9 protein-coding genes are annotated in these 11523 nt (G+C 43.5%); 2 read left to right on the top strand and 7 right to left on the bottom strand.

From position 1 onward, the window contains the following. Nucleotides 1–164: 164 nt before the first annotated feature. Entirely contained in the window at nt 165–1367 is a 1203-nt protein-coding gene (gene alr / locus QUB20_RS13110; protein WP_333246625.1) for an alanine racemase, read from the bottom strand. A 253-nt stretch (nt 1368–1620) separates the two neighbouring features. On the opposite strand from alr, the gene QUB20_RS13105 reads away from it, so the two are divergent. After that, nucleotides 1621–3309, top strand: a complete 1689-nt coding sequence (locus QUB20_RS13105; RefSeq protein WP_333246623.1) for a peptidoglycan-binding protein — start codon at nt 1621–1623, stop codon at nt 3307–3309. A gap of 149 nt (nt 3310–3458) precedes the next feature. Here QUB20_RS13105 and QUB20_RS13100 read toward each other — a convergent pair whose 3' ends face one another. The 6 genes from QUB20_RS13100 to QUB20_RS13075 form a co-directional block, all read right to left on the bottom strand. Then, nucleotides 3459–4832 carry a hypothetical protein gene (locus tag QUB20_RS13100; protein WP_333246621.1) on the bottom strand — a complete coding sequence of 458 codons (1374 nt, stop codon included), beginning with the start codon at nt 4830–4832 and terminating at the stop codon, nt 3459–3461. A 52-nt stretch (nt 4833–4884) separates the two neighbouring features. Further along, nucleotides 4885–5592 carry an alpha-ketoglutarate-dependent dioxygenase AlkB gene (locus QUB20_RS13095; protein ID WP_333246619.1) on the bottom strand — a complete coding sequence of 236 codons (708 nt, stop codon included), beginning with the start codon at nt 5590–5592 and terminating at the stop codon, nt 4885–4887. Nucleotides 5593–5822: 230 nt separating this feature from the next. After that, nucleotides 5823–6842: an S-layer homology domain-containing protein gene (locus tag QUB20_RS13090; RefSeq protein ID WP_333246617.1), complete on the bottom strand. Its 1020-nt coding sequence runs from the start codon at nt 6840–6842 to the stop codon at nt 5823–5825. Nucleotides 6843–7149: 307 nt separating this feature from the next. After that, entirely contained in the window at nt 7150–8031 is an 882-nt protein-coding gene (locus tag QUB20_RS13085; protein ID WP_333236754.1) for a hypothetical protein, read from the bottom strand. 236 nt (nt 8032–8267) lie between these two features. Beyond that, nucleotides 8268–8873: a DUF1517 domain-containing protein gene (locus QUB20_RS13080; protein WP_333058150.1), complete on the bottom strand. Its 606-nt coding sequence runs from the start codon at nt 8871–8873 to the stop codon at nt 8268–8270. Between the two features lie 464 nt (nt 8874–9337). Beyond that, the gene (locus QUB20_RS13075) at nt 9338–9880 is read right to left on the bottom strand and encodes a hypothetical protein (RefSeq protein WP_333236752.1); all 543 of its coding nucleotides are present in this window, start codon (nt 9878–9880) and stop codon (nt 9338–9340) included. A gap of 357 nt (nt 9881–10237) precedes the next feature. Between QUB20_RS13075 and rfbB the strand changes: the two genes are divergently transcribed. Beyond that, nucleotides 10238–11344 (top strand): dTDP-glucose 4,6-dehydratase, encoded by a 1107-nt coding sequence (gene rfbB / locus QUB20_RS13070; protein ID WP_333246615.1) that lies wholly within the window; start codon nt 10238–10240, stop codon nt 11342–11344. Nucleotides 11345–11523: the final 179 nt, after the last annotated feature.

The raw sequence follows: 11523 nt of genomic DNA, 5'->3' as shown, positions 1-11523 counted from the left end.
AATTTTATCCTTCAAACTCTTGAGTCGGTTTCAACCGACTTTTGCTATGAGGCAGGGGTTTAAACCCCTGCCGGACTGTCGATAATTTTATCCTTCAAACTCTTGAGTCGGTTTCAACCGACTTTTGCTATGAGGCAGGGGTTTAAACCCCTGCCGGACTATTGTTAATAGTGTACCGCTACGCGGGGCAATCGGTGTTTAAAACCGCAGAGAATTTCCCAGGAAATAGTTCCTAAAGTCGCGGCCCAATCGTCAGCACTAATGTAATATTCCCCATCTTTGCCCAAAATAGTCACCACTTCACCGACTTCTAAATCGGGAATATCAGTTACATCCAGCATTAATTGATCCATCGTCACCGCGCCCACTTGCCGCACGAACTGACCCCTGACTAAAACCTGCATTTTATTAGAAAGATTGCGCGGAATACCATCTGCATAGCCGATACCAATTACGGCAATCTGTGTCTGCCGCTCAGCTATAAATTGATAGCCGTAACTGACGCCGGTTCCTGCTTCAATTGTTTTCACCTGGGTTACTCTAGCTTTTACCTGCATTGCGGGCTTCAAATTGGATCTCGACTGCAAGTGAGGAGCTGGATAAAGACCGTAGGTAGCTAAACCGACTCGCACTAAATCGTAGTGCAAATCCGGGTCAGCGAGGGCTGCAGCAGAGTTTGCCAAGTGGAGGCGAGGGGGGTTAATTCCTGCTATTTTAATTTGCTCGATCGCCTGTTGAAACCGCTGGTGTTGCTCTCTCATAACTGTGGGGTCGGGACTGTCTGCAGTCGCCAAGTGAGAGTAAATACTGGCTAATTTTAAATTGGGCAACCGCTTGACTAATTGCACAAATTCTGTTGCTTCTTGCCAGGGCGTACCCAAGCGAGACATTCCCGTATCTAACTTAGCGTGAACTGGCAAAGATTGGTTAATGCCTGCGAGAACTTCCGAAAAAATTAAGGCTTGTTTGGCAGTACAAATAGTGGGCTGCAAGTGCCAATGGGCGATCGCCTTTACCTGTGGGGCTGTATGGGTTGCCCCCAACAACAAAATCGGCGCTTCTATCCCAGCTTCTCGCAATTCTATTCCTTCGGGAATTGTCGCCACTCCCAGCCAACTAGCACCTGCTTGCAATGCTGTTTGACTGACTGCAACAGCACCATGCCCGTAAGCATCCGCTTTCACAACTGCCATCAGTTGTGTGTGAGGAGATAAGAGCTTTTTAAGCTGTTTTACATTGTGAGTTAAAGCTGCTAAATCGATTTCTACCCAAGCCCGCTGGCATAGTCCCCCGTAACCGTCCCCCAGCAACGTCTGGCGGGATTCTTTTGTCGTTGATTCTGCGGTTGTTTGTTCCCCACTCCACATTGTCGATCGCTCCTACTTGCTTACACCATTAAAAACTGCTCTCAAAACTGCTAGGATATTTTACCCTAAGTTTGATTATAAGATTTTTCCTTTAATCAATGTTATACAAGTTTGAAAAAAGAATGCAACGGTCGGCAAGCTGCAAACCCATATTCCATAAGTCATTCCCCATCTAAAATCTAAAATCTAAAATCTAAAATCTAAAATGGTATTAACTGGTGTATCATAGCACCAAAAATACCCGGTAAAAACTATGGACGGACTAGCCTACCTACATTTAGCTAAAACTTGGGAAACGGCTACAAATCAGGCTTTCAAGGGCGGGCAAGATGCCCAACCCCTACTCCCCACAAACAACAACTTAAACTCTTGTGGAACAGGCATCTTGCCTGTTCATGAAAATGGTACAAGATGTCTGCTTCAAAGAACTAACTCAAAAATGCACCTAAAGTTAGCCTCTGCTCCTTTACTTTTCTTTACGATCGCTCTCACAATTTTAAATTTAGTCAATCCCGCACTCGCCATCAAAAAAGGTGATTCAGGCCCGGAAGTAGCCCAACTTCAGAAAACTCTACAAAACGCAGGCTATTTTCGCGGTAAGGCTACAGGATTTTACGGTTCTATCACCCAGGCTGCAGTGAAAAAGTTTCAAGCAGACAACAATCTGAAAGTTGACGGAATTGTCGGCCCTAAAACCTTGTCAGCGCTGAAAGGTAAGCCGGAAGAGGGGAGTATTGAAGCTGCGGAAAAAATCGCGCCAACTGTCGATCGACCTTCGCCATCTCCTACCGCCACAGAAAACACAAACGAACTCGAAGATAAAACTAAAACTCAGCCCCCAGAACCTCTATTTCAAGAACCATCTTTGCCACCTTTTAAAGCTGAAAATTCCGAGGATAAAAAAAGTGAATCACCAACCACAAGGCTAGTAAATCCTCCCGACAACACTCAAGGAAAAATGACCTTGAAAAAAACAATTTACGGCAACATCTCGCCAAAATCAATAGTTTATTCGGGAGACGGCTTGTTTTTTGCTCAAAACATGATGTACCGTCACACAATCACAGTTTACGACAGGAACTTTAAATTAGTCAAGACTATTCCCGATACAGTAAACTTGTCGAAGTTCGGATTTTCTAAATTCAAAGGCAATTATAAAGGCTCTCCCGTAGAAGCCGCTTTTTCAACTGATGGCAAATATGCCTACGTCTCCAACTACAAAATGTACGGTTCTGGGTTTAGCAATCCGGGAACCGACAGGTGTTCTCCAGCCGCAAAACACGACCAAAGTTTTCTGTACCGCATCAATACCCAAACGTTAAAAATAGAAAAGGTAATTCCTGTCGGTGCAGTGCCGAAATTCAATGCTGTTTCGCCTGACAATCGCTTCGCCCTCGCTAGCAATTGGTGCAGTTGGGATTTGAGCATAGTTGATATCAATAAAAACAGCGAAATCGAGCGGGTGAAACTGGGTGCCTATCCTCGCGGTATTGTTGTTACTCCCGACTCAAAAAATGCCTATGTTGCCATCATGGGTTCTTCCAATATTGCGAAAGTCAATCTCATAGACTTTTCGGTAGAATGGCTGAAAAATATTGGCAAGGCGCCGCGTCATTTGACGATAGATCCCAACGGAAAGTATCTTTATGCCACTCTAAATAGTGAAGGAAATGTGGCAAAAATTGACCTAAAAACTGGTAAAGTGGTGGACAAAGTTTCGACAGGAAGAGCACCTCGCAGCATGACAATTTCCGATCAGGGAAAACTGCTTTATGTAGTTAACTATTTCTCGAATACTGTTAGCAAAGTTAGGACGAGCGATATGAAAGTGCTGCAAACAGTGAAGGTTAATTCAAGCCCAATCGGCATTACCTACGATCCAGAAACTAATCAGGTTTGGGTAGCTTGCTATTCGGGCAGTATTATGGTGTTTCAAGATTAATTTAGCTTGTTTCTATGTTCACTCAAGCGTGGACTAAGAAAGAAGGACTAAAGTCCTTACTACAAACTGGTTCGGAGTGAGAACTTTAGTCCTCAGAATTAAGGCGGTAGCAAACGTAACGATGCCTTTGCAACCGAATTTCATATCAATTACGAAGCTTTTAGATTAATTTTGTGCAAACTTATAAAAAGACAATCGATATCTTTACTACGAGGTACTAACTTATCTTTTCCAGTTAAGAGATGTTGTGTGATTAGTGGTGGAATGGGAAAGCAAGCTTTAATTTTAGTATCTTTAGCTTGAGGGCAATAAATTTCAAAATCATCTCGATTACTTACTTGTTCTTTCAATCGATCGATTATGGTGGTGTTTTGGTTATAGTTACATAAATCAATAATTATTATTACACCACCTACAGGTATTTCATTAAGCAAAAAATTGAGATTTGTTTGAACTGTAGATATATTATAAATTTCATTCAAACAATTTTGAAAAATGAACATTTGGCTTTTTTGAATTGTTGTTTTGATTGAGTGAAGAGAATTAGATTCGCATAAATCTAGGTAATTACTATTTAGCTTTAAATCTCCGAACCAGTATTCCGGTATCACAAATTTTTCGGTAATATTTCTGCTTAAAGTCCATTCCTCAGAAGCAATATCATATACATTAACAGTTAATTTTTTAATGTTTTGATACTTATCTGATAAGTATTTACTTAAACCTACGATTTCTGGACATGGCCCTGCACCAAATAAGCATACTTCTAGCGTTTCATTTGTTAGATTATTTAATAAATTTTGAGCGTGTATCATTTCTAATATTTGAAAATTCATGTACGCATAATGGGGATAATAACGCATCAAATAAACTGCTTGAATTGACGGCTCCGAATAATTTACTTTAACCTGATTCGATCTATAAGAATACCACAATGCTTCTGCGGGTTTTTGTAATGATTGTAAATAGTTTTCAAAGGTTCCCTGGTTGTTTTTGTGATAAAAGTCTGTCGAATTTTCTAATCCATCTAAAATGCAATTGTACAATATTGTTTTTTTTGTCTTTTTGATGGGTTTTGCTACTTCAGTTTTAACAGGAATTTTAGGTTTAATTTTTAGGTCTTGATTTTTATGCTTAGCAATTACATTGTGCAGACTTTCTCGCTGTAAATTGAGAGATTTAACTTCTTCTTTAAGCCGCTCGACTTCAATCGCAATTGAGTTGTATTCTGCTTCAATCGTGGCTTTTGATTTAGTGTTGCTATCAATTGCCTGTACAAGTTTTATTCTTTTATTTTTCAGGCTTAAAATCTGATTTTCAAGGGTTTTTAAGTTTTCGGTATAGCTGCGGATATTTTCAAGTTCTCGGTCAGATTTTTTGCTTAAAAGGAAGGCACTACTAAGGGTGCTAATTGTCGCTATACCACCTATGGCAGCACTTTTATGAATATTTTTTTCTACTGCTATACCCAAACAAAAAGCAATACTAAAGCTTAAGGTTCCTAATAAAAGTAGATTTTTCATAACTCAATTAACCCTGATTTGATAGCAGCGCTGAAATTTTATTTTCTTTATTTTAAACGGGTTTGATGATTCTAAAAGTTAGATTTATTCTTGGTCCCACAAATTTAGAAGTTTTAGGAATTTGATGTTGCCAGCAATGCTGGGTTTCACCTTTCATCAACAGCAAACTACCATTGAGCAAATTAATATCAATTTTGTAGTCTTTTGAGATTTTATGCTTTAAGGAAAATCGGCGAGTTGCCCCAAAGCTAATTGAGGCTATAATCGGATTTTTTCCTAATTCTGGCTCGTCATCGCTATGCCAGGAAACGCTATCTTTACCATCACGATATAGATTGAGAAGCACGCTATTAAAAGTAACTTTTGATATCTCTTCAGCTTTTGATTTAATTAATTTGAGTGTGGGAGTCCAAGGATCGGGATGCTGTTCGATGCCGGAATATGTATATGATTTGCCTTCATCTCCATACCAACCTGTAAGTCTGGGTAAAGGTATCTTTTTTCCATAAAAATGAATAATATCCTGTTTCCAGTTAATACTAGAATATAAATCTGAAAAAAGACGATCGCTTTCTTCGATGCTAAAAAAATTGGGATAGAAGAGCACTTCTCCATCAGTATCAATAACTACTGTTTCTTGAATATGGCTGCTATCGAGCTGATTATCCCCAAGTCTTATCTGATGATACATAATAATTGCCTCAAATCGAATCAATGAGTGTGGAATGATGATTTGACATGATTCCTGTGATTTTAACATCGATCTCAACTGCCCGCAAACCCAAGAAACCGGGTTTTTGGCTGATTCTGTCAGCTATGAGGAAGTATTGTCGCAAAAAACCCGGTTTCTGACGGCTCGAAAGCCCAAGAAACCGGGTTTTTGGCTGATTCTGTCAGCTATGAGGAAGTATTGTCGCAAAAAACCCGGTTTCTGACTACCCGCAAGCCCAAGTCTGACTCATAGAAAAAAGAAGGGCTTCATTCCTCTAATTAAAGCCGCACAACATACTCAGAAGACTTAGCAGGTACTTGGCCTTTTTTGGCCATAGCTTGGTAAATCATGGCTGCTACTTCAGCGCGAGTTGCTGTTCTATTAGGCTGCAAAAGTGCGCGCTTCGGGTGGTTGACCACAATGCCAGCTTCCGTGGCTGCTGCTACTTTGTTAACTGCCCATTTCGGCACTTTTTTCCTGTCTGTATAAACTTGTAAAGTTTTGGTTGTTTTTGTTGATGGTTTCAGGCTCAAACCGCTGGCTAAAGCTGCGATGACTTCGACACGGGGAATATTTTTGTCGGGACGGAACTCATTGTTTGGGTATCCTTTAAGATATCCAGTTGTGACGGTGTGGTCGATCGCCGGAGCGACAGGACTTTTGTCTTTTACGTCTTTAAAATCAATGGGTTTTCGGATCGGCTTTTTGTCGTCGGACATTCGCTGAATTAAGCGCGCTAGTTCGGCTCGCGTCATCGGTTCGTCGGGACGAAATTTGCTGTCGGTGAAATCAGTAAAGATTTTGCGATCGACTAAAGCTACAATGAACGGACGCGCCCAATATTTGTCTGGAACATCGGATAATATAACGGGCCCAACTTTTGGTTTATCGGCTTTCGGTTTATCGGCTTTCGGTTTGGTAATTGCTGGATTGGGAGTCGATCGCGCAATTGGCTTCGGAGGAACAACGATTACACCCACCGGAGGAGTTGCCGGTAAAATCGGCCCTAAAGGTGCCACAGGTGCGACATCCGGTTTTGACGGAAGGGGGGTTGTCGCGGGCGATCGCAAATCCGAACTTGGCGATTCTGGCGTTAATATTCCCGGAGTCGCGGGAGTAACAGCAGGCTGAGAGAAAACGGCTGGAAATTGCCAATTTCTGGCATTCAATCGATCGGGATTTTTACCTGTTACCCAAAATAAAATTGCTCCCATCGTGCCGAAGGCAACCAAGATAGCAATCAATTCATCCAATCCTAGAGGATTTCTTTCCCCTGACGGGGGTTGTGAAGAAGACATATTGTCACCTACATATCACTGTAGAAATTAAATCACATATTTTTTGGGTCTGGGGGAAACAGAGAAGGCTAAATCAATTATTCCAAAGTTTTCACTGTCAATACTTGCGGCGACGGGGCATCGGGAGGATATAGCAATCTTAAATGAATTGTAAAAAGATGTAGGGGTAGTGCTAAGTGCCTACCCCAGCCTCCTGGGGCAACCACGGGGGGTTGGCCCCTACAAAAATTACACAAATGATGCGAGGATTGCTATAGATAAAATCAACTTTTACCGATGTCAGTTGCTAATTTTTGTACTCTTCAACTCAGCGCCTTCTGCCCCCGAAAGAGCGATTCCGACTCGGTTGACGAGAATTTCTGCCGCTACCAAAACTTGGCTGCCGCTTGTTTGGATTTTGACGTGGCTGTGGCGATCGCCTCAAAGTGCTGCCACCGTAGCCCGAACCGGTCGATCGATTGCCATTTGGACGTACTGAGGGTCTTACTGGCTGGTTGTAGGTGGGCGATCGCAAGCGGCCGGTCGTCCTTAAAACTTGACGGTTTCTCACAGCCGGAGGCGGAGTTCGATACCGAGTTTGATATTGCTGAACAGCTTGGTTGTAAGTATTACCATACCCGCCATATCCTGTCATAATCCCCGGCTGATAGACTGGCGGCATATAATATCGCGGTCTAAATAACAAACTGCCGATCGCCTGACCGGCCACAGCTCCAGCAAACGGTGCCCAGAAGCCAGATTGCTGCCGCACTACTACGGTTTGTGGCTGACCTGTTTGAGGATTAGGAACAGTTTGGGTAACGTTGTGAACGTACTCAATTTTAAAATCTTCTGTCAAATGCAAAACCGCTTGATTGTTCTCCACATTTAGATAACTTTTCTTGCCTGCCGATATTTCTTCATTTGTTAAGCGAGCCATTTGCAAATCCCTAGTGCGGTAAACTGGGGGACTGCCGGGGGGAGTATTCAGCAACATCAAACTGTATTCGCCATCAGCATCGTTGTAGGTAACTTGCTGTACGGGATATTGGCCTTGAGCCAAGTTATTGTTTGGTGCAGGGCGCACAGTGTTAATATTCGGATTTCCCGCAGGATTTGTAGAAGTTTGTGTGCGAGGTGAACCGCAGCCGGTTGCCGTCCACAAAAAAGTTAAAGCCATTAAATAAATTGTCAGTTTTCGCAGCATCATAAATAGTAATTGGTAATGAGTAAATACGGCCTATTCCATCTTGAACAAATACAGTAGCAGATATATTGTGTGATGTTAATCTGTAAGGTGCGTCGCTGCGATCTCTTGGATAAAACTTGCAGATTGACGGGTGGCGACGCACCGATGCTTACTAGAAAATTGCGTGTACTAGATATACATGGAATGTGCTGTAGTAATTGGTAATTGGTAATTTCTCCCTCTTCCTTCTTCTTTCCTTAAATGGGAATAAGTTCGGGGAAATTGACCAACACTTGGTCGTTGGTAAGTTCGTCTCCCAACTGTGCGGGAGAAAAGTGAACTTGCACAGCTCGGAGCCTTTCTTGGTAATGTAAATTAATCAGTGCTTTTAAACCGACTTTCAGCGCGCTGATGTCCGCAAGGTCAGTTTCTAGGGCCGGAACTTCGCCTTCATAGGCAACTGTCAGCATCACCACCACATTTCTAGTTACCGGCAAAGACAAGGGGGAATTTTTATCGTAAACAGATGTACTGTATTGAGGCTCGCTGAGATAGCGATCGGCTGAATCAATGAAAAGTTCATCCACATAATCGCCCGCTTCGCCTTCATTCCAAAAAACATCGCCTTCATTGGCGGCTGCTTGCCAGTAGTTGTCGTACTGCAACAGGTGATTGCAAATTTCTACAAGACCTTCTCCTAAAACTGCTATGTCGCCATCGGCATCAATTGCTTGTCTGGCGGTGCGGTTGAGAACTCCTAACAGCGGTGCAACATCTTCGCCTGTTAGGTGAACGAACACCCGGCAAACTGCCAATCGAGTTTTACCTGTAAATTGATTGAATCGATCGCGCCAAGCATTCATAACCTAATAGTTGTAATCTGTAGGGCTATATTTCCAACGATAGCAGGGGATTTGAACTCTTGCCGTCTACCCTCAGATTGATCTGAAGAGTATTTTTAGCGATCGCCTCGGCAGCGTACTGTCTCGCTTTGACTCATCTAATTTTATAGCAGTTTTCAATCGGATCAAATACAGTTAAAATACAGTAGGAAAACCGCACAGCCTTGTCCTGACCGGGAGCAGCGACTTTTAATAATTGCTATGAGATTGATGATGGTAGCAAGAGTTTTTTTAATTGATATTAATTCAGCGCTCGTTTGCTGAGCCGGAATATGATATTGGTGCGATCGATTCATCTGTCTATTGTTTGCAGTGCTTCGCGATCGCAATGACAGGAAATTGTAGGGGTAGATAATTTCAAATCAAAAAACCTCCAATCTTGCAAGATTGGAGGTGCGCTAAGCGAATACGTTGGTTTGAGATAACTATTTGACGATCGCGCTTTGGACTTGTTCGATCGCAATTTCAGAACTCAACTCAGCAACTGGCGAAACCGGCAAATCCAGCTCGCCACCTGGAGCTTCTGGGTGTTCGCGAACGACTGCAACCGCATTTGCTGACTCAGCTACAGCACCCGCCGCCGCCAAATCGAGCAACGCCGGAACTTCCAAGTGTCCAGAAACACCTGCATCTGCGATCGGAGCCGACTCTTCAAAAACTTCAAAATTATCGGTCATCGCAGCGCAAGCAGCAGAAGCGCGCTTGCCGGCACGGTAGCTCATGTAAGCAGCACCGCCACCCAAAACTCCAGCCAAACCGAGGAAACCGAGAGCTGCTGTTTTGTAGGATTTCCACGGATTAATGCGCTCCGAGCCGCCGGAACCTAGGAGGGTTGTCGCAGAACCAGATTTAGACGCGCTAGATTTGCTGTAGGAACAGGGGAAAGCAGATGCGGCGTCACCTATGGCGATGCTGCTTGCGATCGCGACGACGGAAGCAATGCCAGCTAACACTTGAAACTTCTTCATGATGCTTGGGAGATTGTAAAGGATAATTAAAAAATTAATGGTAACAGCTCTTTACAAATCTATCAACTCTGCGCGCCGTCCATATCGCGGATCGATCGCAAAAGTCAGCTATAGCCTCACGCAATTCAAATTTAAACTTGCCAGCTTAAAAATCTGCAATGCTTGATATGTAAGCGTTTGGGCTAACAGATCGGTAGAAGTTCAAGTTTTGTGAACCCATACTTGGAGCGCGCCCAAATTAGAAAATCTGAGGTGAGACAGTAGAAATTTTAATTACAGAGCGGCAAACACTTGGTGACAAACTACTTTTAAGGCTACTTTTGTAAAGGCTTAGTTATTGGAAAAACTCTTATTTTTATGACAGACAGCGCGAATCAAGGCATTGACCGAGCTCCTCGCCGATTGTTGGTGACGGGCGGGGCTGGATTTATCGGCTCGAATTTTGTGCATCACTGGTGCAGCAGCTATCCGGGCGATCGAGTAGTCGTACTCGATGCTTTAACCTACGCCGGAAACAGACAAACCCTGGCAACTTTGGAAGGAGGCGAAAATTTTCGATTTGTGCAGGGGGATATTTGCGATCGTACCTTAGTCGATACCTTGCTCAAAGAAGAAAACATCACCACAGTCGCCCACTTTGCCGCAGAATCCCACGTTGACAGGTCAATTATCGGGCCTGCCGCCTTTGTTCAAACCAACGTTGTCGGAACCTTCACACTTTTAGAAGCCTTCCGCAAGCATTTTGAAGCCATTGATGAGGCATCTCTCAAAACCCAAATGCGCTTCCTCCACGTTTCTACCGACGAAGTTTACGGCAGTCTCAGCCCCGATGACCCAGCCTTCACAGAAACAACGGCCTACTCGCCCAACAGTCCCTACTCAGCCTCCAAAGCTGGTAGCGACCACCTCGCCCGCGCCTATTTCCACACCTACGGCGTCCCGACAATTATCACCAACTGTTCCAACAATTACGGCCCCTATCACTTCCCAGAAAAGCTCATTCCATTAATGTGCATCAATATGTTATTGGGCAAACCGCTGCCAGTATACGGCGACGGTCAAAACGTGCGAGATTGGCTCTACGTTCTCGACCACTGCCGCGCTTTAGATGCCGTTATTCACCGTGGTCAGCCTGGGGAAACTTACAATGTTGGCGGCAACAACGAGGTCAAAAATCTCGATTTAGTCAAAATGCTGTGTCAGCTAATGGACGAATTAGCTTCTGATTTACCCGCCCGTCCTTGCGAACAATTGATCACATTTGTCAAAGACAGAGCCGGGCACGATCGGCGTTATGCTATTGATGCCACCAAAATTAAAACAGAGTTAGGTTGGACTCCCTCAGTAACAGTTGAAGAAGGTTTGCGACAGACTGTAGAATGGTACTTAGCCCATCGGGAGTGGTGGGAACCCCTGCTTTCGGAGGAATATCAAACTTACTACCGGAAAGTCTACTCTAACTAATCTCCTCCTGGACGCACCGGCTACAAAAAACCAGAACCAGTAAAAAACTGGTTTTCCAGCTCAAGAGTGCGTCCAACAAAGGTTTCTGTCTTGCCTTCAAGCTTTACATTTAAACTCTCGCCGCAGAAACCGGGTTAGAGAAAGGAAAATTTTTAGTTGAGTGCGATCGATCTGAGTTA

It is taken from the genome of Microcoleus sp. B4-C2 (assembly GCF_036705265.1).
Classification (GTDB): domain Bacteria; phylum Cyanobacteriota; class Cyanobacteriia; order Cyanobacteriales; family Microcoleaceae; genus Microcoleus.
The sequence above is the reverse complement of the archived record's forward strand: the minus strand, read 5'-3'. Positions and strand labels throughout refer to the sequence as shown.

Bases quoted from the DNA above. Each gene is read 5' to 3' on its own strand.
- alr (WP_333246625.1), bottom strand. From the start codon at position 1,367: ATGTGGAGTGGGGAACAAACAACCGCAGAATCAACGACAAAAGAATCC.
- QUB20_RS13105 (WP_333246623.1), top strand. From the start codon at position 1,621: ATGGACGGACTAGCCTACCTACATTTAGCTAAAACTTGGGAAACGGCT.
- QUB20_RS13100 (WP_333246621.1), bottom strand. From the start codon at position 4,832: ATGAAAAATCTACTTTTATTAGGAACCTTAAGCTTTAGTATTGCTTTT.
- QUB20_RS13095 (WP_333246619.1), bottom strand. From the start codon at position 5,592: ATGTTAAAATCACAGGAATCATGTCAAATCATCATTCCACACTCATTG.
- QUB20_RS13090 (WP_333246617.1), bottom strand. From the start codon at position 6,842: ATGTCTTCTTCACAACCCCCGTCAGGGGAAAGAAATCCTCTAGGATTG.
- QUB20_RS13085 (WP_333236754.1), bottom strand. From the start codon at position 8,031: ATGATGCTGCGAAAACTGACAATTTATTTAATGGCTTTAACTTTTTTG.
- QUB20_RS13080 (WP_333058150.1), bottom strand. From the start codon at position 8,873: ATGAATGCTTGGCGCGATCGATTCAATCAATTTACAGGTAAAACTCGA.
- QUB20_RS13075 (WP_333236752.1), bottom strand. From the start codon at position 9,880: ATGAAGAAGTTTCAAGTGTTAGCTGGCATTGCTTCCGTCGTCGCGATC.
- rfbB (WP_333246615.1), top strand. From the start codon at position 10,238: ATGACAGACAGCGCGAATCAAGGCATTGACCGAGCTCCTCGCCGATTG.